Source organism: Pseudomonas azotoformans (genome assembly GCF_900103345.1).
Classification (GTDB): domain Bacteria; phylum Pseudomonadota; class Gammaproteobacteria; order Pseudomonadales; family Pseudomonadaceae; genus Aquipseudomonas; species Aquipseudomonas azotoformans.
In genome coordinates, this window is record NZ_LT629702.1 from 3,162,151 (window position 1) to 3,184,700 (window position 22,550).

General features: G+C 61.4%; 26 protein-coding genes. 3 read left to right on the forward strand and 23 right to left on the reverse strand.

Features of this window, described 5'->3' with window-relative positions:
- Positions 1-93 precede the first annotated feature (93 nt).
- Positions 94-426: a hypothetical protein gene (locus BLR69_RS14075; RefSeq protein WP_058427434.1), complete on the forward strand. Its 333-nt coding sequence runs from the start codon at positions 94-96 to the stop codon at positions 424-426.
- Between the two features lie 51 nt (positions 427-477).
- Complete coding sequence (locus BLR69_RS14080) at positions 478-744, forward strand: hypothetical protein (RefSeq protein ID WP_058427435.1); 267 nt, start codon at positions 478-480, stop codon at positions 742-744.
- 48 nt (positions 745-792) lie between these two features.
- Here the strand turns inward: BLR69_RS14080 and BLR69_RS14085 are convergent, their stop codons facing one another.
- The 20 genes from BLR69_RS14085 to BLR69_RS14180 form a co-directional block, all read right to left on the reverse strand.
- On the reverse strand, positions 793-1,710 hold the full coding sequence (locus BLR69_RS14085) for a PfkB family carbohydrate kinase (protein ID WP_071493940.1): 918 nt from the start codon (positions 1,708-1,710) through the stop codon (positions 793-795).
- Positions 1,703-3,169: a purine-cytosine permease family protein gene (locus tag BLR69_RS14090; RefSeq protein WP_071493941.1), complete on the reverse strand. Its 1,467-nt coding sequence runs from the start codon at positions 3,167-3,169 to the stop codon at positions 1,703-1,705. The genes BLR69_RS14085 and BLR69_RS14090 overlap by 8 nt, the downstream gene beginning before the upstream one ends.
- A 179-nt stretch (positions 3,170-3,348) precedes the next feature.
- Positions 3,349-4,356 (reverse strand): ADP-ribosylglycohydrolase family protein, encoded by a 1,008-nt coding sequence (locus BLR69_RS14095; RefSeq protein WP_071493942.1) that lies wholly within the window; start codon positions 4,354-4,356, stop codon positions 3,349-3,351.
- Positions 4,353-5,066 (reverse strand): GntR family transcriptional regulator, encoded by a 714-nt coding sequence (locus tag BLR69_RS14100; RefSeq protein WP_071493943.1) that lies wholly within the window; start codon positions 5,064-5,066, stop codon positions 4,353-4,355. Before BLR69_RS14100 ends, BLR69_RS14095 begins: the two co-directional genes overlap by 4 nt.
- A 70-nt stretch (positions 5,067-5,136) precedes the next feature.
- Complete coding sequence (locus tag BLR69_RS14105; protein WP_071493944.1) at positions 5,137-5,697, reverse strand: DUF1285 domain-containing protein; 561 nt, start codon at positions 5,695-5,697, stop codon at positions 5,137-5,139.
- Positions 5,698-5,713: 16 nt separating this feature from the next.
- Positions 5,714-6,319 (reverse strand): DUF4823 domain-containing protein, encoded by a 606-nt coding sequence (locus BLR69_RS14110; RefSeq protein ID WP_071493945.1) that lies wholly within the window; start codon positions 6,317-6,319, stop codon positions 5,714-5,716.
- Positions 6,320-6,463: 144 nt separating this feature from the next.
- Positions 6,464-7,432, reverse strand: a complete 969-nt coding sequence (locus BLR69_RS14115; RefSeq protein ID WP_071493946.1) for a GTP 3',8-cyclase MoaA — start codon at positions 7,430-7,432, stop codon at positions 6,464-6,466.
- A 115-nt stretch (positions 7,433-7,547) separates the two neighbouring features.
- Positions 7,548-8,216, reverse strand: coding sequence for a TetR/AcrR family transcriptional regulator (locus BLR69_RS14120; RefSeq protein WP_071493947.1), 669 nt, complete (start codon positions 8,214-8,216; stop codon positions 7,548-7,550).
- 445 nt (positions 8,217-8,661) lie between these two features.
- A complete protein-coding gene (locus BLR69_RS14125; RefSeq protein ID WP_071493948.1) occupies positions 8,662-9,447 on the reverse strand; it encodes a TatD family hydrolase in 786 nt (261 codons plus the stop codon).
- A gap of 63 nt (positions 9,448-9,510) precedes the next feature.
- Positions 9,511-10,500 carry a DNA polymerase III subunit delta' gene (locus tag BLR69_RS14130; RefSeq protein WP_071493949.1) on the reverse strand — a complete coding sequence of 330 codons (990 nt, stop codon included), beginning with the start codon at positions 10,498-10,500 and terminating at the stop codon, positions 9,511-9,513.
- Positions 10,493-11,125 (reverse strand): dTMP kinase, encoded by a 633-nt coding sequence (gene tmk, locus BLR69_RS14135; protein WP_071493950.1) that lies wholly within the window; start codon positions 11,123-11,125, stop codon positions 10,493-10,495. Before tmk ends, BLR69_RS14130 begins: the two co-directional genes overlap by 8 nt.
- A 19-nt stretch (positions 11,126-11,144) precedes the next feature.
- Complete coding sequence (gene mltG, locus BLR69_RS14140) at positions 11,145-12,290, reverse strand: endolytic transglycosylase MltG (RefSeq protein ID WP_071493951.1); 1,146 nt, start codon at positions 12,288-12,290, stop codon at positions 11,145-11,147.
- Position 12,291: 1 nt separating this feature from the next.
- Positions 12,292-13,107, reverse strand: coding sequence for an aminodeoxychorismate lyase (gene pabC / locus BLR69_RS14145; RefSeq protein ID WP_071493952.1), 816 nt, complete (start codon positions 13,105-13,107; stop codon positions 12,292-12,294).
- A complete protein-coding gene (gene fabF, locus BLR69_RS14150; RefSeq protein ID WP_058427473.1) occupies positions 13,107-14,351 on the reverse strand; it encodes a beta-ketoacyl-ACP synthase II in 1,245 nt (414 codons plus the stop codon). Before fabF ends, pabC begins: the two co-directional genes overlap by 1 nt.
- A gap of 128 nt (positions 14,352-14,479) precedes the next feature.
- Entirely contained in the window at positions 14,480-14,716 is a 237-nt protein-coding gene (gene acpP / locus BLR69_RS14155; protein WP_003175607.1) for an acyl carrier protein, read from the reverse strand.
- Positions 14,717-14,907: 191 nt separating this feature from the next.
- Complete coding sequence (gene fabG, locus BLR69_RS14160; RefSeq protein ID WP_015885432.1) at positions 14,908-15,651, reverse strand: 3-oxoacyl-ACP reductase FabG; 744 nt, start codon at positions 15,649-15,651, stop codon at positions 14,908-14,910.
- Positions 15,652-15,676: 25 nt separating this feature from the next.
- Positions 15,677-16,615: an ACP S-malonyltransferase gene (gene fabD, locus BLR69_RS14165; RefSeq protein WP_021491483.1), complete on the reverse strand. Its 939-nt coding sequence runs from the start codon at positions 16,613-16,615 to the stop codon at positions 15,677-15,679.
- Positions 16,616-16,741: 126 nt separating this feature from the next.
- Entirely contained in the window at positions 16,742-17,752 is a 1,011-nt protein-coding gene (plsX, locus tag BLR69_RS14170; protein WP_076955198.1) for a phosphate acyltransferase PlsX, read from the reverse strand.
- 4 nt (positions 17,753-17,756) lie between these two features.
- Entirely contained in the window at positions 17,757-17,939 is a 183-nt protein-coding gene (gene rpmF / locus BLR69_RS14175) for a 50S ribosomal protein L32 (protein WP_003179396.1), read from the reverse strand.
- 13 nt (positions 17,940-17,952) lie between these two features.
- Positions 17,953-18,483, reverse strand: coding sequence for a YceD family protein (locus tag BLR69_RS14180; RefSeq protein ID WP_010566563.1), 531 nt, complete (start codon positions 18,481-18,483; stop codon positions 17,953-17,955).
- 105 nt (positions 18,484-18,588) lie between these two features.
- Between BLR69_RS14180 and BLR69_RS14185 the strand changes: the two genes are divergently transcribed.
- Positions 18,589-19,167, forward strand: a complete 579-nt coding sequence (locus BLR69_RS14185; RefSeq protein WP_071493954.1) for a Maf family protein — start codon at positions 18,589-18,591, stop codon at positions 19,165-19,167.
- A gap of 130 nt (positions 19,168-19,297) precedes the next feature.
- Here the strand turns inward: BLR69_RS14185 and BLR69_RS14190 are convergent, their stop codons facing one another.
- The 3 genes from BLR69_RS14190 to rluC are packed head-to-tail and all read right to left on the reverse strand — an operon-like array spanning position 19,298 to position 21,911.
- Positions 19,298-20,281, reverse strand: a complete 984-nt coding sequence (locus tag BLR69_RS14190) for a S49 family peptidase (protein WP_071493955.1) — start codon at positions 20,279-20,281, stop codon at positions 19,298-19,300.
- A 21-nt stretch (positions 20,282-20,302) separates the two neighbouring features.
- Positions 20,303-20,965 carry an HAD-IA family hydrolase gene (locus BLR69_RS14195; RefSeq protein WP_071493956.1) on the reverse strand — a complete coding sequence of 221 codons (663 nt, stop codon included), beginning with the start codon at positions 20,963-20,965 and terminating at the stop codon, positions 20,303-20,305.
- Positions 20,952-21,911: a 23S rRNA pseudouridine(955/2504/2580) synthase RluC gene (gene rluC, locus BLR69_RS14200; RefSeq protein WP_033901273.1), complete on the reverse strand. Its 960-nt coding sequence runs from the start codon at positions 21,909-21,911 to the stop codon at positions 20,952-20,954. Before rluC ends, BLR69_RS14195 begins: the two co-directional genes overlap by 14 nt.
- Positions 21,912-22,550 lie beyond the last annotated feature (639 nt).

Sequence of the window (22,550 nt, forward strand, 5' to 3'; positions counted from 1 at the left end):
TGACGCAAGACCGTTCGTCGCCATCAAGGCACGAACGCAGAGCACCGGCGGACCAATAGAGGGTAAGGACATTCATCATATGGAGACACCCTCATGAAGCATTCCAAGTTTGCTGCCCTCGCCCTGGCTGGCCTGTTGTCTTCGGTTTCGCTGAGCGGTTTTGCGGCCACCTCCTCCACCGGCCCGACCAATCCGGACGCCACCACCGAGTCCCAGAAATCCATGGGCACCGGCCTGGACACCAATGGCGGCGCAGTCATTGACAATACCAATGCCGCTGACCCGCATACCCAGGGCCATGACACCCAACGCCAGGCACCAGCCGCCGTCGGCAACGGCAAAATGGGTCCATCGGTCAATGAACCCAAGATCAATAAGGGCGATGACTCGAACCTGCCCGGCGCTCCGAAACAACCTGCGCCTTGATCCACCCAACACAAGACGAACACCCGATCATTTCCCAGTGAAGAGGTACGCATGAACGTCGACAAAGACCTTGAGAAAGAAGTCTTGACCCGCCTGCTGCACGCTCACCCCCAGGGGCTGGGTAAGGAGGTGTTGGATAACTACCGCGGAGAAAAAGTCGTCGCCAGTGCGTTGGCGTTCCTGCAGGATCGCGGCCTGATCAAGGATGGGCATGTGACCACCGACGCCGCCGGTGAATATGCGTTGAACCTGCCGATCAAGCTGACGGCGTCGGGTGTGGATGAGGCGCGTAAGTTGGAGTCTGAAACGAGCCAGTAGCCTCAAATGTGGGAGGGGCTCGCCCCCTCCCACATTTTTTGACCCGCCCTACTCCCGGAGCAAGGCGTCGACTTCTGCGGCAACAGGCGAGGTAGCCGGCCCCCAGCGCGTCACCGCCAGCGCCGCTGCCGCATTCGCCCGGCGTGCTGCCTGGGCAGGTGCCAGGCCATCGGCCAACCCTGCGATAAACACCCCGGCATGGGCATCCCCAGCGCCATTGCTGTCCACCGCCGTCACCTTGAACCCCGGCACATGCTCGGCCTGGCCATTGCGGCTCACCCAGCAGCCATTCGGCCCATCCCGCACCACCAGCAAGGCATCGCCGGGCAGATGACGATTGAGGTCGACCAACGCCTCTGCAACCGTACCCGCCCCTGTAAACGCCAGCGCCTCAGGGCCATTACTGGTCCAGATATCGATACGCGGCAACAACGCGACCATCAGCGCTGAATCCGGTGCCGTCACCAACGGACCGGGGTCGAACACCACCTTGATAGCGCGAGGCAGGGCCAGCAACCAGTCGAGCAGGGCCTGCGCCTTGCCTTCCAGCAACAGGCTGTAGCCACTCACATACACGTAATCGTCCGGCTGCGGGACCACGCGCGCCAGGTCCTCGGCGCTCAACTCGCCTTCAGCGCCGATATGGGAAATGAAGGTGCGTTCGGTGCTGGCCTCGGTCAGCGACACACACAACCCCGTGTCTTTGTCCGTGCTGGCCGCTTGGGCGATCTCGACACCTTCCGCCTGCATCGCCGCACGCGCCAGGTCGCCGAAACGCCCGTTGCCGTGACGGCCCAGGTAGACCACCGCCAGCCCATTGCGCCGCGCAGCCGCCATCACATTGAAGCCACCGCCGGCTTCGAAACTGGCCGATTGCGCCAGCACGTCGCCGCCGGTTGCGGGCAAGGTATCGAGGGCCATGACCAGGTCGACGATGACCTGGCCGGTGTGCAGCAATCTAGACATTGGGGCTCTCTACTAAAGCCGGGCGACGGTCAGCCGCACCGCCCAGTACTGCATAAATCCCACCGGCCACCAGGAAGGTGACGATCCAGCCCAGGCCGTTGTGGCCCAGCCAGGAGTCGGACAAAGGCCCGGCGAACCAGATGTTCTCGGCGGTGGTGCCGATGGTGGTGAAACTGAACCCCAGCACGATCGCCACGGCCCAGGCACCGAAGGCACGCCACTCCACACCGCCGCGATACCAGTAGGCGCTGCTTGGGCTCACGTCCAGCAGGTCCTTGGGACTGTAGTAGTGACGGTGGATCAGGTCGACCACGAAGATGCCGACCCATGCCGTGATCGGCACCGCCAGCAAAGAGATGAAGGTGATGAACGGGCCGTAGAAACTGTCGGCGATCAGCATGAAGTAAATCGAACCGGCAAAGATCGCCACGATGTCGACGATCACCGCATGCACGCGCTTGACCTTCAAACCGAGGGTCAGGGTGGTGAGACCCGCCGAGTACACCGATAGGTTGTTGGACAGCAGCAACCCACCGAACGCGGTGATCAGGTACGGCACGGCCATCCAGGTCGGCAACATGTCGCGGATCGCGATGATAGGGTCAGTGGCCGAAGCCAGGTCATTGTTGCCCACCGACAGCAGGCCGCCGAGGGTGATCAACAGCACCAGCGGAATGCCCGCACCGAACGCCGCCGACGCCACCAGGCGCACGGCCTTGACGCTGCGGTGCTGGTAGCGCGACATGTCGGCACCGGCGTTGGCCCAGCCGATACCGGTGCCGGCCGCCATGGTGCCGACGCCGATGATCATCGCGCTCAGCGGTGCCGGGGTGGCGTTGAACACCGCGCTCCAGTCGATGGTGGCGCAGAGGAAACCGCCCACCAGGATGTTCAACGCGCCGAACACATAGGTGGCCCACTTCTGGATCACCAGCAAGGTGGCATGGCCCAGGCCGGACACTGACAAGGTCAGCAGCACAAAGATGGCGATGAAGACCAGGGTGAGCACCGGCGCGCTTTTGGCTTCGACCGGCGAACCGAACAGGATCGAGCACAACGACAGCAGCACAAAGGCGGCGGTAGTGGTGTTGACGGTTTCCCAGCCCAGGCGCGACATCAGCGACACCAGGGTCGGCCCGATATTGCCGCGCACGCCGAAGATGGCGCGGGACAGGGTCAGGCTGGGCGCACGACCACGACGGCCGGCGATGGAGATAATGCCCACCACCGCAAAGGAGCCGGCGGCGCCGAGGATCGCAACGATGATGGCCTGCCAGATCGCCAGGCCGCGAAACGCGACCAGGGTGGCGCCGAGCGGCAAGCCGAGGATGCTGATATTGGCCGCGAACCACACCCAGAACAGTTGCAGCGGGTGGCCATTGCACTCGCCTTCAGGAACCGGTTCGATGCCGCGTGTTTCCAATTGCCCGGCGCTTTGGCCGGAAGATGTGCTGCTCATGAGGGGTGCTCCAAGTGCCTGTATTGTTGTGGTTGTGGCAGAGAATCAAAGCGTTGACCGGTCATCCTGACTCGATGAATCACTGTAGGAGCGAGCTTGCTCGCGAAAAACGTCAGGGCGCCGCGTGCTGCCTGGCTTTGCGCGTTATCGTTAACGTCCCTTCGCGAGCAAGCTCGCTCCTACGGGGTGCGTATTGTGAGCAGCCCCTGGACCAAGGGCTGCAGGTCCAAATCATTGACCTGCTTGATCTGTTCGATCAGCGCCTCAGGCCAGCACTGCATGCCCAGGCACGCACCGAGCATGGCGCCGAGAATCGCGGCGATGGTGTCAGTGTCACCGCCAAGACTGGCCGCCAGGCACAGCGCCTCGAAAGCACTCATCTCGCCCACCGCCACTTGCTGGGCCAGGGCAAATGACACCACCACCGACTCCTGGGACGCGACGGAGGTACCGATCAATTCGTACAACAGGTCGGCGAACAGGGCCTTGTCGCCGCTGCCGACGCTCAAGGTCCGCGCCCAACTGATGCGCGTGGAAATCCGCCCACCGGCGATCCAGTGACCATGGCCTTCGGCCTGCTGGGCAACCTGGGTGCCGATGTTCAACGCTTCGCCCAGGTCCACGCCGTTGATTCCGGCTGATACCACCGCCGCCACCGCCGCCGCACTGGAAATACCCAGGGTGGTGTTGTGGGTAACCTGACAGGCCTGGATCACCGCCTGGATAAACGGTGCCGGGTCACTGACATCGGCGGCAATCCCCACCGGCGTGATGCGCATCGCGGCGCCGTTGGTGGTGCCGTAACGGCCAGACTCTTCCGGGGTGTGGCCGGCGAGGATCATGTCGATCGCGCGCTTGGTGGAGGGGCCGAGCAAATCCTGCGAGCCCTTGGCACGCATCACCGCTTCCCAGTCGATCAGGCGTTGGGCAAGCACAGTGGGTTCAATCTTGCCTCGGCCTTCCACCAGCAACTCGCCCACCAGGATGGCCTGTTCGGTGTCATCGGTGATGGAGCCGGCGGGCATGTTCGGTGCGATGGGCTGGTCCGCGTCGGCGTCTTCAAGGCCGGTGATGGCACCGAAACGCGCGCGCACCTGTTCGCGGCTCAGGGACTGGGTCGGCATGCCCAGGGCATCGCCCAAGGCCAGGCCGTAGAAGGCGCCGAGGGCGCGATTGAGCGGGGTCATTTCGAGTTTCCAAATTGCAGGTGCAGGCGAAAGTGCAGGGGATCGAGCAAGCTTTCGACGTACTCCATGAAACGCTCGCGACGGTCGTAGGTGGTACGCGAGGCCTTGAGGAACACCGTGCCGGCTGGCCGGCCAAGCAACTCGGCATCTTCATCGCTGAGGGGCTCTGCACCGATCCATTGGTCGCCTTCGGCGCCGACATAACCGTAGGCAGCCAGGGTAATGGTCAGGGAATTATCGATCAGGCCGACTCTCGGCAGGCCCTCCAGGCCTCCGGAAGCGGGCATCAGCGAGCGTTCCAGGGACACGGCAGTGCCGTCAGTGGTGCGACGGCGACGGTCGAGGGCAATGAATTGGTCGCTGCCAAAACGGCTGAACAGGTCCGGACGGGTCACCGCTTCCAGGCGCAGGATATCGGTATTGACCTTCGCACCGGTGTCCGCCAGGGCTTGGGCCCAGCCACTGCGCTGGTCGAGCACCATGCCGTCAAAGGTGACGATGGAGCCGACGCCGCTCTGGGTCGCAATATAGTTACGCCGCTTGAGTTCGGCGAGGGCCTCACGCAGGGTGCCGCGGCTGACCGCGAACTCCTCGGCCAACTGATGCTCGCCCGGCAGCAGGAAACCGTCGGCCATCACCCCACCCTCGATACGGCGGATGAGCTCGTCGACGACGCGTTTTTTCTTATCAAATCGAACATGTCTAATCATGTACAAATTGATAACGCAAAGCGCCCATGTGCAGCAAGTGAATTATTTCAGGGAAATGAAAAAACCGGCCTCAGGGTTCCAGGCCAATGGGGAAAAACTCCCCTGCGCTCCAGACGCCCAGCCAGTTCTGACCGTTGATCGGACGGCTCACTGCCAGCTCCACCAATTGGTAGAACGCATTGCGGTGCACCAGGGCTTCGAGGTTGCTGCGCACTCGCACATAGGGCGCAGGTTCCTGGGTGACGGAATCGATCACCACCCGCAGCGGGTGTTCGAGGCCGGCTTCGACCTGCTCATCGACGTTAGTGGTGAAGCGCAGCACCTGGCTTTCGCCCTGCCCTTCGACTTCCAGGGTAATGGCGACAAACGGCGCATCATCGACGGTGATGCCGACTTTTTCCACGGGGGTGATCAGAAAGTAATCATCGCCATCGCGGCGGATGATGTTGGAGAACAGCTTGACCATCGGCTTGCGCCCGATCGGCGTGCCCTGGTAGAACCAGGTGCCATCACGGGCGATGCGCATGTCGATATTGCCGCAGAAGTCCGGGTTCCACAGGTGCACCGGGGCCGGTCCCTTGCCTTTGGGCAGTTGGGCCAACAGGTCGTTGGCCTTGGCGGTATCGGTCATGGGGTTCTCCTGGTCCTTACTGATCACTCATCCCCAGCAGACCGCGAGCATACTGCGCCAGCGGGCGGGCGATCAGGTCTTGTGGCTTGTTGTCGTGGAACGTCAGTAAACCGCCACGACTGCGAATACGGGCAGTATCAATCAAATACTGGGTGCTGGTCTCGATCAACATGATCTGGATAACGCCGCTGTCCAGGCCGACACGGTCGAGGGCCTCCTGGTCAGCCCATTCATCCGCGTTGCCGATGCGGTCATCCGCCTTGGCGAAACGGCAGTACAGCAGGTAGTGAGCCCCCGCCGCACGGGCTTCGGCCATGGCCTGCTCCAGGCCTTCGGGCTGACGGGCGCGGCGCACCATGGGGAAGTATTCGACAAAACCATTGAAGGCTTCTTCGGCCACCACGTTCGGACGCGGATAGGCACTGCCCGGCGGCACAAAGGCGCCCTGGGCGATAAAGACGAAGGAGTCCGGCTGTATGCGTACCGAGGCGGTACGGCGGGTATCGCTGTAGTCGAGCAAACCGGCGTCGCTCATCTGATAGCGGGTGCCTTCGGCCATATCGCTGACGGTCATGCAGCCACTCAGCGTCAACGACGCCAGCAACAAAACCAGACTACGCATCCTAATCCTCCAGAAGCCGGTGACGGAAAACCGGCGAATGGGCGTGTGATGCAGGTTTTGCGCCATTTGGTGACAACCCATAACAAATGTGGGAGGGGGCTTGCCCCCTCCCACATTTGGTTGTGTGCTGTCTGGGCGGGTTGGTTAGCCGCCGATGATCTTCATGATGGTTGCACCGCCCGAGAAGGCCACTTCCTGTTTGTCGCCCAGGGCCTTCATCAACAGGCCTTGCAACGCCGGCAGCGCTTGATGGCGCGGCTTGTCCAGCAGGTCGCCGACGTAGTGACGGTTACTCGACGACAGGCAGCCATGCAGCCAACCAGTGGACGACAAGCGCAACCGCGAACAGGTGCGGCAGAACGGCACGCTCTCGTTGGCGATCACACCAAAGAAACCCTTGCCCGGCACTTCGTAGCGTACGGCCGTGGCGTCCACGGGGGCGTTGGCTTGCAGGTATTCATACTGTTCGCCGATCAGGCCCAGCAGTTGTTGCAGGCTGACAAACTGCTGCAGGAACGCGTTGGAGTCCTTGGCCAAGTGGCCCATGCGCATCAACTCGATAAAGCGCAACTCGTAGCCACGCTCCAGGCAGTAGTCGAGCAGCGGCATGACCTGGTCGAGGTTCTGGCCGCGTAACGGCACCATATTGACCTTGATCTTGATGCCGGCAGCGCGGGCCCGGTCCATGCCGTCGAGCACCGTGGCCAGGTCGCCACCACGGGCGATACTACGGAAGGCATCCGCATCCAGGGTGTCGAGGGACACGTTGATGCGCTTGATCCCGGCTTCCACCAGCAGCGGCAGCTTGCGCGCCAGCAGTTGGCCGTTGGTGGTCAGGCTGATATCGCTGAGACCCATCCCCCCCACGGCGCCCATGAAAGCTTCCAGCTTGGGGCTGACCAGCGGCTCACCGCCAGTGATGCGCAGGCGGTCGATGCCCGCCGCTTCGATCAGGTATTCCACACCACGGGCCATGGCCTCGGCCGAGAGTTCGTCCTGGGCAGCCACCAGCCGCTTGCCGTTGGGCACGCAGTAGGTACACGCGTAATTGCAGGCTGAGGTCAGGCTGATCCGCAAATTGCGAAAACGCCTGCCTTGACGATCAACGATCATGGATCACTCCGGCAGAGGATGATTCGGGCGCGCTAAAAGCTGACTGATAAATCAGCTTTTAGCAAGAGTCCTTGCCTGAGTATATTCCTGGGGTACTACGCCTGGCAGCAAATCATTACGTGGCAGGCGTTTGGGCCGGCGTTGCTTCAATCGCCGGGGGCTCGCTGCTGTGCTTGCGCTTGTTGCCCATACGCACGCCGATATCCATCAAAAACTGGAAGAAACCTTCCTGGTCTTCCAGCACGTTGCTCCAGAACGGCGAGTGGTAAAGCGCCACGGCACCGTGCACCAGGGCCCAGGCGGCGCAATAGTGGAAATACGGCGGCACATCTTCAAGCTTGCCTTCACTGATGCGGCCCTTGATCAGCAGGGTCAGGCGTTCGAAGTTCGAGGCGCGAATCTTGTGCAGTTCCTCGACCATCTCCGGCACCTGATGGCCCTTGACCACCTTCTCTTCCAGCCGGTCGAACAGGCGATAGCGCTGCGGGTCACGCATGCGGAACTCGAAGTAGGCACGGGACAGGGCTTCCTTGTCCTTGTCGACGTCGGCCGAATGCAGCAGCTCGTTCAAGTCGCGCTCGTAGTCGAGCATCAGGCGCAGGTAGATCTCGGCCTTGGACTTGAAGTGCTTGTAGATCGTGCCTTTGCCGATACCCACGGCATCCGCGATCATCTCGACGGTGACGCTGTCTTCACCTTGTTCAAGGAACAGCTTGAGTGCGGTGTCGAGAATTTCCTGCTCACGGCGGCGAAACTCACGGACCTTACGGGGTTCTTTGTGCATGAGGAAGAGGTCTGCAAAGGTCGGATTAGGGAGGGTTGCGCAGGGCCACAGATACGTGGCGATACGATTTACCCGGTGCGAGGGATTATCCCGACTGAACGGTCGTTGGGCAATGTCTATGTGAACCCGCAATGCACTTTACTTTCAGCGCGCCAACGTTTTCATTGATATCAGTCAGAAATAATACGCAACAACCGCACCCGTGCACCGGCCCGATGAGAACTCAAGCGAAGCGCGCGTATTCCAAATCTGTTTAAAAAACGATCAGTCGCGACTGGACTGAATCGGATACTGATCAATACTTGAACTGTCGACGTGACATCTCCCCCAAGTGAAGCGCCGACCTGGGTACCAACGGACCGCGTACCCTTGTTTTACTCCTAATGGTCTTAGCCCGGATTCACCCCCCAGAACCCGGGTTTTTTTTGCCTGCGATTCGGCAACGCTAGCGGGTTACGTGAGCCAGCGGGAACAGTCGCTTGAAGTTTTCCGTGGTCTGCTCGGCAAAACGCTCGTAGGACTCGCCGCGCAGCATCGCCAGGTAATCCGCCACGTCGCGCACATACTCCGGCAGGTTCGGCTTGCCGCGATGGGGGATGGGCGCCAGGTACGGCGAGTCGGTTTCCACCAGCAGGCGATCGGCGGGCACCTGGCGTGCCACATCACGCAAGGCATCGGCGTTGCGGAAGGTGACGATGCCCGACAGCGAAATATAGAACCCCAGGTCCAGCGCCGCCTTGGCCATGTCCCAGTCTTCGGTAAAGCAATGCAACACGCCGGCCTGGGGCAATGCCGCTTCGCGCAGCAGGGTCAGGGTATCGGCACGGGCGCCACGGGTGTGGACGATCACCGGTTTACCTGTCTGCCGGGCGGCTTGCAGGTGCAGGCGGAACGAAGCCTGCTGCAACTCGGCGGCTTCGGGTTCGTAGTGGTAATCCAGGCCGGTCTCGCCGATGGCCACCACGCGCGGGTGATTGAGCTCACCCAGCAGCCAGTCGAGTGCCGGGGCTTCACCGGGCTTGAGGTCCAGCGGGTGGATACCCACCGAGCAATGCACATCGGCATAACGCTCGGCCAGGGCTTTGACGTCCGCCGCATTCTCCGCGCTGACGCCGATGCACAGGAAGTGCCCTACCCCACGCTGGCGGGCGGCGTCGAGGGCAGCGTCAAGGGAGCCGCCGTGCTGGGCCAGGTCGAGACGGTCAAGGTGGCAGTGGGAATCTACAATCATAGGAATCTACAACTTCAGTCACGAAAAGTGTCTGGCCGACGATACACCCGCCGGCCACGGGAATTAACGACGGCCGAGCAAACCGACCCACTGCACCAGCAACGCTTCCAGCAGCAGAACGCGGTTGAGGTTGGCCTTGCCCAGCACCTTCTGGCGCTGGGCGAGGATCCAGTCCTGGAGGGTCAGCACCTTGTCCTGGGCACTTTTCTGCGCCAGGTATTGCACCACCTTTCGCATATCCGGCAGGCCCAGACCGTTTTCATCCTGGGTCAGCTGGTAGCGCAGGATCAGGCTTGACCAGTCGCAGAACCAGTCGAACAGCAACTGCAGGGGGATGTCCTTCCAGGCGCTTTCTGCCAGCTGGGTGGCGGACACTTCCTGCTTGATCAGTTTCTTGACCCCGTCCACCACCAGCGCACGTTGTTCACGCACGCCCTGGGCGTGCAGCTTCACGGCGGCCAACGGCGAGCCGGCGGCCAGGGTCAGCAGCTCGACCCGTTCGTCCTGGGAACACTCCGGCAACGCCTGCGCCAGCCACGCAAGGCTCATGGCCTCGCTTGGCAGCGGGCAGGCCTGCTGCACGCAGCGGCTGCGGATGGTCGGCAGCAAACGGCTGGACTGGTGACTCACCAGCAGCAACACCGTATCGCCGGACGGCTCCTCCAGGCTTTTGAGCAAGGCGTTGGCAGCATTGATGTTCATCGCCTCCACCGGCTCGATCAGCACCACCTTGCGCCCGCCCATCTGTGCGGTCTGCACCACGAAGCTGACCAGGTCGCGCACCTGGTCGACCTTGATTGCCTTGTCGGCCTCTTCGGGCTCCAGCAGGTAGTTATCCGGGTGGCTGCCGGCCTTGAGCAGCAGGCAGGATTTGCACTCGCCGCAGGCTTCAAGCTTGACCGGGCGCTGACACAGCAGGCTGGCCATCAGGCGCTCGGCCAACGCTCGCTTGCCGATCCCCACCGGCCCATGCAACAGGTAGGCGTGGGCGTGCTGGGCACGGCCGGCCAGTTGTTGCCACAGGCTGTCCTGCCACGGGTAGGCTTCAGCCACGGGCGCGCTCCAGCAGTTTAGGTAGCAGCGCGTCGATGGCTTGCTGCACCTGCGCCAGCGGTTGGGCGGCATCCAACAACGAATACCGCGCAGGCTCAGCCTTGGCAAGCGTGAGGAATGCACTGCGTACCGCGTTGAAGAACTCATCGCCTTCCAGCTCGAAGCGGTCCAGGCGGCCACGGGCACTGGCGCGGGCCATGCCGACTTCCACCGGCAGATCGAACAGCAGGGTCAGGTCAGGGCGCAATTCGCCCTGGACAAAGGTTTCCAGGGTGGCGATGCGCTCCACGGACAAGCCCCGACCGCCGCCCTGATAGGCATAGGTAGAATCGGTGAACCGATCGCAGATTACCACGGCACCACGGGCCAGGGCCGGACGGATCACCTCGGCCAGGTGCTGGGCACGGGCGGCGAACACCAGCAGCAGCTCGGTGTCCGGGTTCATCTGCTCGTCACCTGGCGCCAGCAGCACTTCGCGGATACGCTCGGCCAGCGGCGTGCCACCGGGCTCGCGGGTCAACACCACCTCGATGCCTTCGCTGCGCAAGCGCTCGGCCAGGTAATCGCGGTTGGTGCTTTTTCCGGCGCCTTCGGGGCCTTCCAGGGTAATAAACAAGCCAGTCACAGGCAGTCCTTAGTCAGAATTATTGCGGGCTTTGCGGCGCGGTGGCGTCCGGTGCAGGGTCCGCCGGCGGTTCTACCGGCGTCTCGGCAGGCACATCCGCCGGTGGCGTTGCGTCTTCGGCAGGCTTCACCACCGGCGCCGGGCTGGAGCGGTAATCGGCGCGCCGCTTGAGTTGGAACTCACGCACGGCGGCATTATGCGCATCCAGGTTATCGGAGAAAATGTGGCTGCCATCGCCACGGGCAACGAAATACAGGCTGCTGCCCGGCACCGGGTTCAGCGCGGCATGGATCGCCTCGCGGCCGACCATGGCGATGGGCGTCGGCGGCAAGCCGGCCACCATGTAGGTGTTGTAGGGGTTGGCTTCCTTGAGGTGCGCGCGGGTCAACTTGCCGTTGTAGCGCTCGCCCAGGCCGTAGATCACCGTCGGGTCGGTCTGCAGCAACATGCCGATCTTCAGGCGACGTACAAACACCCCGGCAATCTGCCCACGTTCTTCAGGCACGCCCGTCTCTTTCTCCACCAGGGAGGCCATGATCAGTGCTTGATAAGGGTCGGTGTACGGCGCATCGGCGGCGCGCTTGCTCCACTCCTGAGCGAGGACATCGTCCAGGCGGTTGTAGGCTTTTTTCAGGAATTCGACGTCGGTCATCCCGCGCACAAAACGGTAGGTATCGGGGAAGAACCGCCCCTCGGGAAACACGCCAGGGTGACCGAGCTTGTCCATGACTTCGCTGTCGCTCAGGCCCGAGAGGGTCTGCACGATCTTTTCATGCTTGGCCAGCGCCGAGCGTACCTGGCGGAAGTTCCAGCCCTCAACCAGAGTCAGGCTGTATTGCACCACTTCGCCACGCTGCCACAGGCCGATCAGGCCCTGCGCCGTCATGCCGGACGTCATGCGGTATTCGCCGCTGTGCAATGGCTGGCCGTCCAGGTTGAAGCGCCAGTACAGGCGCAACCAGAAGGCACCGTCCAGCACGCCGTCGGCTTCCAGGCGATTGAAGGTGCCAGTGGGGGTCGCCCCAGCCGGTACGTCGAGCAATTGCTCCTGGGTCAGGTTCAAGGGCTGCTTCAGGGCAGCGTCGTATTTCCAGGCGCCATAGCCCAACAGCAAAGCCGCCGAGAACAGACCGACCAGCAGCAGTACAACCAGTTTTCGTATCAACTCAGATTTCCAATAGCGCGCGAACAATGCCCTGCAGTTTACGGGTGAGCGGGCCAACCGACCAGCTCATCGCAGCGCACTCGCGCACCGGCCAAATGCCATAAACACTGTTGCACACGAAGACTTCGTCAGCTTGCTGCAATTGCTCGACACTGATGTCGGCCACGGCCACCGGGACGCCCAGGGTCTGTGCCTGGGCCAGAATCTCGGCACGCATCACCCCGGCCACGCCGCAACGCGTCAGATCAGCGGTTAGTAACAAGCCGTTGCGCACCAGGAACAGGTTGCTGAATACGCCTTCGATCACGCGACCGGACACATCCAGCATCAAGCCTTCAGCGTGCTCGGCGTCCTGCCATTCGGCGCGGGCGATCACCTGTTCCAGGCGATTGAGGTGTTTGAGACCGGCCAGCAACGGCTGCTCGGCCAACCGGGTAGCACAGGGAAACAGGCGGATGCCATCGGTTCCATGGGCGTTGGGATAGTTAGCGGGCGGGCTGCCCTGCAAGATACGGCGCACCGGTGCGCCAGGGTTGATGCCATAACCGCGCAGGCTGTCGCCACGGGTCAGGATCAATTTGAGGACACCCTCGCCAAGGGCGGTGGCGTAGGCCAGCACTTCGCTGCGGATCAACACCGGATCCGCAACCAAGGCGAGGCGCCTGCAACCCTCGTCGAGGCGTTGCAGGTGACGGTCGAGCAGCACCGGCTGCCCGGCCTTTACGGCGATGGTCTCGAACAACCCATCGCCATACGCCAGGCCGCGATCTTTCAGGGGCACGCTGTCCGCTGGCTGACCGTCGACCCAGCTGTGCATCACTCGGCGAACCGGCGGAACACCAGGGAACCGTTGGTGCCGCCAAAACCGAACGAATTGGAGATCACCACGTCGATCGGCATCGGCTGCGCTTCGTGTGGCACGAAGTTCAGGTCGCAGCCTTCGTCAGGCTCATCCAGGTTGATGGTCGGCGGCGCGACCTGATCCTTGATGGCCATCACACTGAAGATCGCCTCGACCGCGCCCGCCGCACCCAACAGGTGACCGGTCATGGACTTGGTAGAGCTGACCGCCAGCTTGTAGGCGTGCTCGCCGAATACCGACTTGATGGCCTCGGCTTCCGCCAGGTCGCCCGTCGGGGTCGAAGTACCATGGGCGTTGATGTACTGCACCTGGTCCGCATTGACCTTCGCATCGCGCAGGGCGTTGGTGATGCAACGCGCAGCACCGGCACCGTCGGACGGCGGTGAGGTCATGTGGTAGGCGTCACCGCTCATGCCAAAGCCGATCAGCTCGGCGTAGATGGTGGCACCACGCGCCTTGGCGTGTTCCAACTCTTCCAGCACCAGGGCGCCGGCACCGTCGGACAGTACAAAGCCATCACGGCCTTTGTCCCATGGACGGCTGGCGCGGGTCGGCTCGTCGTTACGCGTCGACAGCGCACGGGACGCGCCGAAGCCGCCCATGCCGAGGCCGCACGCCGCCATCTCGGCGCCGCCGGCGATCATCACGTCGGCTTCGTCATAGGCGATATTGCGCGCCGCCATGCCAATGCAATGCGTGCCGGTGGTGCACGCCGTGGCGATGGCGTAGTTAGGTCCCTGTGCGCCCAGGTGGATGGACAGGAAACCGGAAATCATATTGATGATCGAGCCCGGAACGAAGAACGGTGAAATTCGACGGGGGCCGGAATCGTGCAACGTGCGGCTGGTTTCTTCGATATTGGTCAAACCGCCAATACCCGAACCCATGGCCACGCCGATGCGGTCACGGTTGGCGTCGGTGACTTCCAGGCCGGCATTGCGTACCGCCTGAAAACCGGCTGCCAGGCCGTATTGAATGAACAGGTCGAGTTTGCGGGATTCCTTGACCGAGAGATATTCCTCGACATTGAAACCCTTTACCGAGCCGCCAAAACGGGTGGAATAGGCAGAAAGGTCCGTGTGTTCGATCAGACCAATACCACTGCGGCCAGCCAGAATGCCCTGCCAACTGCTTGGCACATCCGTGCCCAGTGGCGACAACATACCCATACCGGTGACTACGACGCGTCTACGCGACACAGCACTCTCCTTTTTCTAATGACGACACTTTTGCTTCAGCGCGTACTTTTCATCAGGGCTAAAGAAAAAACCGCACGCCGTTACAGCAGTGCGGTTTTTCCCTGACAGCAAGCGACGACTACAAACTATTACGCCTGGTGGCTAGTAACGTAGTCGATAGCAGCTTGAACAGTAGTGATTTTTTCAGCTTCTTCGTCCGGGATTTCGGTCTCGAATTCCTCTTCCAGAGCCATCACCAGCTCAACGGTGTCAAGGGAATCGGCACCCAGGTCTTCTACGAAGGAAGCAGTGTTGACCACTTCTTCTTCTTTAACGCCCAGTTGCTCGGCGACGATTTTCTTGACGCGCTCTTCGATGGTGCTCATACCTTGTTTAACTCCTAATGGACAAATTCAGGCAGCTGGCCAGTGGGTAAGTGTATAGAAAGCCTTTTCAGCTTTTCAACTGAAAGCTTCACCCTGTACCCGGTCGACCACCTGCCTATAAATTAAGTTGCAGCTTTATAACGGATTTTAGACAGCTCGTATGACATATTTTTGAAGCGATCCGTCACAATTTAACTCATGTACATCCCGCCGTTCACCGGGATTGTAGCCCCAGTCACGTATGCCGCACCGTCGGATGCCAGGAAAGTGACCACATTCGCGATCTCTTGAGCCTGGCCCAGACGGCCCAGCGGAATCTGCGTCAGCAACGCTTCACGCTGTGCTTCCGGCAGTTCGCGGGTCATATCGGTGTCGATGAACCCTGGGGCCACCGAGTTGACCGTAATCGACCGCGAGCCGACTTCACGTGCCAATGCACGGCTGAAACCTTCCAGACCGGCCTTGGCGGCTGCGTAGTTTACTTGGCCTGCGTTGCCCATGGCACCCACTACAGAGCCAATATTGATAATTCGGCCCCAACGCGCCTTGGTCATGCCGCGCAAAACGCCCTTGGAGAGGCGAAACAGACTGTTCAAGTTGGTGTCGACCACGTCGTACCACTCGTCGTCTTTCATGCGCATCATCAGGTTGTCGCGGGTGATGCCGGCGTTATTCACCAGAATCGCCGGCGCGCCGAACTGTGCGGTGATCTCGGCCAGCACGGCAGCCACGGACTCATCGCTGGTCACGTTCAGCTCAAGACCAGTGCCTTGCACGCCGTTTTCCTTCAGGGTCGCGGCGATACGCTCGGCGCCCGAAGCGGAAGTGGCGGTGCCGATCACAACGGCGCCCTGACGGCCCAGCTCCAGGGCGATCGCCTGGCCGATGCCACGGCTTGCGCCGGTGACCAGTGCAACTTTACCTTGCAGACTCATGCAGGCTTCTCCTAAGTTCAGGGATTCAGGCCAGTGCCGCGCGAGCGGCAGCAAAGGCGTCAGGGGTATTGAGGTTGGCAGTCGACACGCCGTCGGCGCAGCGCTTGTTCAGGCCGGCCAGGACTTTGCCCGGACCACACTCAACCAGTTCAGTCGCGCCATTGGCAGCCAGGGTCTGGACCGATTCAACCCAGCGTACCGGCTTGTAGAGCTGTTCCAGCAGGTCGCGCTTGAGGGTATCGAGGTCAGCAGCCACGGCGGCGCTGACGTTCTGCACCAGCGGTATCTGCGGCGCCTGCCAGTTGATGGCGGCGATGGACTCGGCAAAACGCTCGGCAGCCGGGCGCATCAGCTCGCAGTGCGACGGTACGCTCACCGGCAACGGCAACGCGCGCTTGGCACCACGGGCCTTGCAGCCTTCGATGGCACGCTCAACGGCAGCCTTGGCACCGGCAATCACCACCTGGCCAGGGGAGTTGAAGTTTACTGCGCTGACCACTTCGCCCTGGGCCGCTTCGGCACAGGCCTCGATCACCACAGCGTCGTCCAGGCCCAGGATTGCGGCCATGCCGCCCTGCCCGGCCGGAACGGCTTCTTGCATCAATTGGCCGCGACGCTCGACCAGCTTGACCGCCTCACCCAAGGTCAGGCTGCCCGCTGCAACCAGGGCGCTGTATTCGCCCAGGCTGTGGCCGGCGACGAATGCAGGGCGTGCGCCGCCTTCCGCCAGCCACAAGCGCCACAGGGCGATCGAAGCGGTCAGGATGGCCGGCTGGGTTTTATCGGTTTGATTGAGTTGCTCTTCCGGCCCCTGTTGGGTCAGTGCCCACAGGTCGTAACCCAGGGCGTCGGAAGCTTCCTTGAAGGTGTCCAGGATCAGCGGGTATTGCGCGCCCAGCTCGGCCAACATGCCGAGGGACTGCGAACCCTGCCCTGGAAAGACGAATGCGAGGGATGTAGACATGTAACAAGCCCCTAATGATCTGGTCGTCAAAAAAGCGCACTCCTACAGTGGGAGCGCACGAAACTGACAGATTGGATGGTCAATTGAACTGGCCGGTCACATTTAAGCACTCCCGGGCCGATTCGCCTAAGGCAACAGGTCCTCAAGACGGCCGTGCAAGCGTTGCGGCAGGTTTTCCTGGATCTCGATCACTGCCCGCGCGATCGCACTTTGAAACCCCTCGACACCGGCCGAGCCGTGGCTTTTTACCACGATGCCCTGCAACCCCAGGAAACTCGCGCCATTATGCCGCGCCGGAGCCAGATCAGCCTGCAGGCGGCGCATCAGCGGCAGCGCCAGGGCGCCGACCAGGCGCGATGCGAGGCTCTGCTTGAACAGCGCTTCAATACGCGTGGCGATCATGGTCGCCAGGCCTTCACTGGATTTGAGCAGGATATTGCCGACAAACCCATCACACACCACCACGTCCGCTTCGCCACGGTACAAGCCGTCACCTTCGACAAACCCGACGTAATTCAACCCCCGCGCGCCTTGCAGCAACGTGGCGGCCAGCTTGACCTGCTGGTTGCCCTTGATGTCTTCGGTGCCGATATTCAGCAAGGCCACCCGTGGCCGGGCCACGCCCAGCGCTTCGGCGGCCACCGAGCCCATCACGGCAAACTGGAGCAGATGCTCGGCGCTGCAATCGACGTTTGCGCCCAGGTCCAGCAACTGGCAATAGCCTTTCTGCGTCGGAATCGCCGCCACCATCGCGGGCCGGTCAATGCCGGGCAGCGTCTTGAGCACAAACCGCGACAACGCCATCAGGGCCCCGGTATTGCCGGCGCTGACACAGGCTTGCACCTTGCCATCACGCAGCAGCTCCAGAGCCACCCGCATCGAAGAGTCAGGCTTGCCACGCAGGGCGGCCGCCGGCTTTTCATCCATGGTGATGGTTTCGCTGGCTGGCGTAATCGTCAGGCGCGCGCGATCCACCGCCGGATGGCTGGCAATCAGTTCTTCAAGTAAGGAGGGTTGACCGACAAGGGTCAGGTGCAGCGAGGGTGTTGCAGACAGGCTGGCAATGCAGGCCTGAACAATGCTGCGGGGACCGAAGTCCCCGCCCATTGCGTCTATCGCGATGACTAGAGCAGACAAGTGATTACTCGTCAGCGCCCTTGTCGATCACTTTACGGCCACGGTATACGCCTTCTGGCGATACGTGGTGACGCAGGTGAACTTCACCGGTGGTCTTTTCCACGGACAGGGTGCTAGCCTCGAGAGCGTCGTGCGAACGGCGCATGTCACGGGCGGAGCGGGATTTTTTGTTCTGCTGAACAGCCATAATTGATTAACTCCTAAACGTTTGGGTCACGCTTTAACTGCGCCAATACACTGAACGGGTTGGACCGCGTTACCTCGTCCTCGCTCGGTTCGGGCTCGTCATCGAGGCCCGCCGGCTGCTGGCATTCTTCCGGATGATGAGCAGGCACAATGGGCAAGGCGAGCAGAAGCTCCTCCTCGATCAGTGCATGCAGATCCAAAGGATCTTCGCCCAGTTCCAGCACGTCATAACCTTTCGGCAACGACTGGGTATTCGCACCCTCCTTCACCACAGCATAACTGCACTCGCTGTGGATCGGCAGGGTGACCAGCTCAAGACAACGCTGGCAAACCATTTTGACTTCGGTGTCGATAAAACTGTGGATTACCACAGACTTACGTTCATCTCGTTCAAAAACGAATTTGGCCTGCACCGTACCGACAGTATCGGAAAGCGGGTCGCAGAGTCTCTCCAAATCGGCCAGCAGCAACTCACCTTGAAGGGAAGTGCCACGATCAGCCAATTTGCGCGGGTCAACGTGAGGTGGAATCGGGTCATTCAACATAGGCGCAGCATTATAGGGATGCACCCAGCCATGTCAAAGGAAATTCAGCCCTGTGCGTCAGCCGGTCGCCCCGCTAGAATCCGCTGCCGACCTGAGGAGACGCCCATGCTGCCTTTATTACTCGCATCCAGCTCGGTGTATCGCCGGGAATTGCTGAGCCGCCTGCACCTGCCGTTCATCTGCAGCTCGCCGGATATCGATGAAAGCCACCGTGCAAATGAACCCGCCATCGAACTGGTCAAGCGCCTGGCTGAGCAAAAAGCCCGCGCCCTGACGAGCAGTCATCCGGGGCATTTGATCATCGGCTCCGACCAGGTGGCCGCACTCGATGGTCGGATCATTGGCAAGCCGCACACCTTCGAAAATGCCCGCGAGCAACTGCTGGCAGCCAGTGGCAAGCGCGTCAGCTTCCTCACTGGGTTGGCGCTGCTGAACAGCGAGACAGGCAGCTGCCAGGTCGACTGCGTGCCTTTTACCGTACATATGCGCGAACTCGATGCAGAGCGCATCGAGCGCTATTTGCGAGTCGAGCAGCCGTATGACTGTGCAGGAAGCTTCAAGGCAGAAGGTTTGGGGGTGAGCCTATTCCAGAGCACTGAAGGACCGGATGCGACCAGCTTAGTGGGCCTGCCACTGATTCGACTGGTGGATATGCTGCTGGCCGAAGGCGTGCAAATCCCCTGAGAACACCACAAGCAAATGTGGGAGGGGGCTTGCCCCCGATAGCAGAGGATCAGCCAACTAACCCGCAGCGGACCCACCGCAATCGGGGGCAAGCCCCCTCCCACACTTTCATCTACATGTAGCCTGAGGCTCAGCGCAGAGCCGGGCCTTGGAAGCCCATGTAAAAGGCCAGCTTCTCCGCCACGCTCGCACCGAGCCGCTTGGAGAAACGATCAAACGGCGATTCCTCAACCGTAAAATCCACCAACTCTTTCTCGCCAATCACGTCCCGCGCCACCGAACTGGCACTGCCCAGGCCGTCGATCAAGCCCAACGGCAACGCCTGCTCGCCTGACCACACCAAGCCGGAGAACAGCTCCGGATGGTCTTTGTCCTTCAGGCGATCCCCACGCCCCTGCTTTACGCTAGCGATGAACTGGCGATGGGTGGTGTCGAGCACGCCCTGCCAGAACTGGGTTTCATCAGCTTTTTGCGGCTGGAACGGATCAAGGAACGACTTGTGCTCACCCGACGTATAGGTGCGCCGCTCAACCCCCAGCTTCTCCATGGTGCCGACAAACCCATAGCCCGCTGCCGTTACACCAATAGACCCCACCAGACTGGCCTTGTCGGCGTAGATCTGATCAGCAGCACTGGCGATGTAATACGCACCGGAAGCGCCCAGATCGGAAATCACCGCATACAGCTTGGTATCCGGGTGCAGGCCACGCAGACGGCGAATCTCGTCATACACATAACCCGACTGCACCGGACTGCCGCCCGGGCTGTTGATGCGCAGGATCACACCTTTGACCTTAGGGTCTTCGAAAGCGGCGCGCAGGCTGCTGACGATGTTGTCGGCGCTGGCAGACTCCTTGTCGGCAATCACCCCGCGCACTTCGATCAGGGCGGTGTAGTGGGCGCCACGGGTTGCGCTTTTCTCCATGTCCATCAGCGGGCTGAACAACGCCAGCATGCCGATGAGCCAGACAAAGGTCAGCAGTTTGAAGAAAATCCCCCAACGTCGCGCGCGGCGCTGTTCCTGGACGCTGGCCAGGAGGGTCTTCTCCAGCAGCTTCCAGCTTTTGTCATCACTGCTTTCAGCCTTTTCAGGCGCTTTCCACTCGTCACTCATGCCATCAACCCCAGCAAAGACTTATTGGGCCCGATTGAGCCAGGCCTGCAATTCGGAAAAATGATCGATCGTCAGTCGCGGTTCATATTGCTGCAACGCCTCGGCAGCCTGGGCGCCATAGCTGACCGCCACGCTGTCCATGCCCGCATTGCGTGCCATCATCAGGTCGAAGGAGGCATCGCCCACCATCAAGGCCTGGCGTGGCGACACGCCGCAATGAGCCAGGATCTGCTCAAGCATCAGAGGATGAGGCTTGCTGGCAGTTTCATCGGCGGCGCGGGTGATATCGAAATAATCTTCCCAACCGTGGGCCTTGAGCACCCGATCCAGGCCACGTCGAGCCTTGCCGGTGGCGACCGCCAGGTGATAGCCCTGGGTACGGAATGCCTCCAGGGATTGCACCACACCGTCGAACAGCGGCGAGGGCGTAGCCTCCAGGGCGATGTAGCGATCGGCATAGTGTTCGCGAAACGCGACCAGTTCAGCGTCGCTGATCTCGGGATACAGGGTACGGATCGCTTCGGGAAGGCCCAGGCCGATAATGCCCTTGACCGCCAGATCACTGCACAGCGCATACCCCGAGCGCGTCGACGCAGCGTGCATCGACTCGACAATCCGGCCAATGGAGTCAGCCAGGGTGCCGTCCCAATCGAAAATCAGCAGTTTGTAATCAAGGTGCGACACTCAAGCGCTCCACGGTCTTGGCCCACATCTCATCGACCGGCGCCTGTAGCTTCAATTCGCCACCATCGGGCAGCGGAACCGTGAGCATGTAGGCGTGCAGGAACAAGCGCTTGCCGCCCAGGTCGCGGATTTCCTTGGAGAAATCCTCGTCACCGTACTTGGTATCGCCCGCGATGCAGTGGCCCGCGTGCAGGGTGTGCACGCGAATCTGATGGGTGCGCCCGGTGACCGGCTTGGCCTCGACCATGGTGGCGAAGTCGCCGAAACGGCGCAGCACCTTGAACAGGGTCAAGGCTTCTTTGCCCTCCTCGTCCACTTCGACCATGCGCTCGCCGGAGCGTAGGTTGCTCTTCTGCAACGGCGCACGGACGCTCTTGATCGAGCTGGCCCAGTTGCCGCGCACCAGCGCCATGTAGCGCTTGTCTACACCATCACCGCGCAGAGCGGTGTGCAGGTGGCGCAACATGCTGCGTTTCTTGGCGATCATCAGCAGGCCGGAGGTGTCGCGGTCCAGGCGGTGGACCAGTTCCAGCTCCTTGGCGTCCGGGCGCAACTGACGAAAGGCTTCGATCACACCGAAATTCAGGCCGCTGCCACCATGCACCGCAATGCCGCAGGGCTTGTTGATCACGATCAGCTTGTTGTCTTCGAAGACAATCGAGGCCTCCAGGCGCTGCAACAAGCCCTGGGCCAATGGCACAGGCTCGTCACGCTCAGGCACGCGCACCGGTGGCACGCGCACGATATCGCCCGCCTGCAACTTGTACTCGGGCTTGATCCGGCCCTTGTTCACCCGCACTTCACCTTTACGCAAGATGCGGTAAATCAAGGTCTTGGGCACGCCTTTGAGCCTGGCCAGGAGAAAATTGTCGATGCGTTGGCCGGCATATTCCGGCGAGACCTCAAGCAGCTGGACGCTGGGGGTCTGGGGGGCGGTAGTCGTCATGGCGGCGATGATAACAATTTTTTATGGAATTGAAGCACTTAATCATTGCTGCTATAGTCGCGAACGCCGCCAAAAGCGGCCTGGACAGAGGACATGCGGCAAACTGCCGGCCCTGACCATCGCAATTCATCAGGACGCGAGGCCGTCCTACGGGGCTTTCGCCACCCTGGAAGGCTCAAGATTGTAACAAGCGCAGGTGACATGAGGCCTGAAGCGAGTGCAGAAAGCAGAGTGAATACTCGCGTTCTGCGCCGATATTTACGGCCAGTTCACAAAGTGCAGTCAGTCTTGGACCAGACCACGGCGAATGCTTCGGAAACAACGCCTGTTAAGAGCTGAGTGAGAGCGCAACCGCCCACACCTAGTCTTGTTTAGCCATGAGCGTGGACTCCCCATTGGAGAACACGGTAAATGCCAACCCGCTGCGGATTCTGCGCGCGGCAGCACCCGAATTATCAGGGATACGTGTAGGGTGGAGATGCACAACCGTCGGACCGTGTAGCACTAGGCTTATATTTAGACGCTTCATCTCGTCCACAGTCGCCGGTTGATTCCTCCTCCTGACCTTAGCTTTTGTTGAAGTGGTGCCTTTGTCACCACCGCTAACAAGCAGGACGCGTCCGTCGCGATACCGGCCCA

Bases quoted from the DNA above. Each gene is read 5' to 3' on its own strand.
- BLR69_RS14075 (WP_058427434.1), top strand. From the start codon at position 94: ATGAAGCATTCCAAGTTTGCTGCCCTCGCCCTGGCTGGCCTGTTGTCT.
- BLR69_RS14080 (WP_058427435.1), top strand. From the start codon at position 478: ATGAACGTCGACAAAGACCTTGAGAAAGAAGTCTTGACCCGCCTGCTG.
- BLR69_RS14085 (WP_071493940.1), bottom strand. From the start codon at position 1,710: ATGTCTAGATTGCTGCACACCGGCCAGGTCATCGTCGACCTGGTCATG.
- BLR69_RS14090 (WP_071493941.1), bottom strand. From the start codon at position 3,169: ATGAGCAGCACATCTTCCGGCCAAAGCGCCGGGCAATTGGAAACACGC.
- BLR69_RS14095 (WP_071493942.1), bottom strand. From the start codon at position 4,356: ATGACCCCGCTCAATCGCGCCCTCGGCGCCTTCTACGGCCTGGCCTTG.
- BLR69_RS14100 (WP_071493943.1), bottom strand. From the start codon at position 5,066: ATGATTAGACATGTTCGATTTGATAAGAAAAAACGCGTCGTCGACGAG.
- BLR69_RS14105 (WP_071493944.1), bottom strand. From the start codon at position 5,697: ATGACCGATACCGCCAAGGCCAACGACCTGTTGGCCCAACTGCCCAAA.
- BLR69_RS14110 (WP_071493945.1), bottom strand. From the start codon at position 6,319: ATGCGTAGTCTGGTTTTGTTGCTGGCGTCGTTGACGCTGAGTGGCTGC.
- BLR69_RS14115 (WP_071493946.1), bottom strand. From the start codon at position 7,432: ATGATCGTTGATCGTCAAGGCAGGCGTTTTCGCAATTTGCGGATCAGC.
- BLR69_RS14120 (WP_071493947.1), bottom strand. From the start codon at position 8,216: ATGCACAAAGAACCCCGTAAGGTCCGTGAGTTTCGCCGCCGTGAGCAG.
- BLR69_RS14125 (WP_071493948.1), bottom strand. From the start codon at position 9,447: ATGATTGTAGATTCCCACTGCCACCTTGACCGTCTCGACCTGGCCCAG.
- pabC (WP_071493952.1), bottom strand. From the start codon at position 13,107: ATGCACAGCTGGGTCGACGGTCAGCCAGCGGACAGCGTGCCCCTGAAA.
- acpP (WP_003175607.1), bottom strand. From the start codon at position 14,716: ATGAGCACCATCGAAGAGCGCGTCAAGAAAATCGTCGCCGAGCAACTG.
- fabG (WP_015885432.1), bottom strand. From the start codon at position 15,651: ATGAGTCTGCAAGGTAAAGTTGCACTGGTCACCGGCGCAAGCCGTGGC.
- fabD (WP_021491483.1), bottom strand. From the start codon at position 16,615: ATGTCTACATCCCTCGCATTCGTCTTTCCAGGGCAGGGTTCGCAGTCC.
- rpmF (WP_003179396.1), bottom strand. From the start codon at position 17,939: ATGGCTGTTCAGCAGAACAAAAAATCCCGCTCCGCCCGTGACATGCGC.
- BLR69_RS14180 (WP_010566563.1), bottom strand. From the start codon at position 18,483: ATGTTGAATGACCCGATTCCACCTCACGTTGACCCGCGCAAATTGGCT.
- BLR69_RS14185 (WP_071493954.1), top strand. From the start codon at position 18,589: ATGCTGCCTTTATTACTCGCATCCAGCTCGGTGTATCGCCGGGAATTG.
- BLR69_RS14190 (WP_071493955.1), bottom strand. From the start codon at position 20,281: ATGAGTGACGAGTGGAAAGCGCCTGAAAAGGCTGAAAGCAGTGATGAC.
- rluC (WP_033901273.1), bottom strand. From the start codon at position 21,911: ATGACGACTACCGCCCCCCAGACCCCCAGCGTCCAGCTGCTTGAGGTC.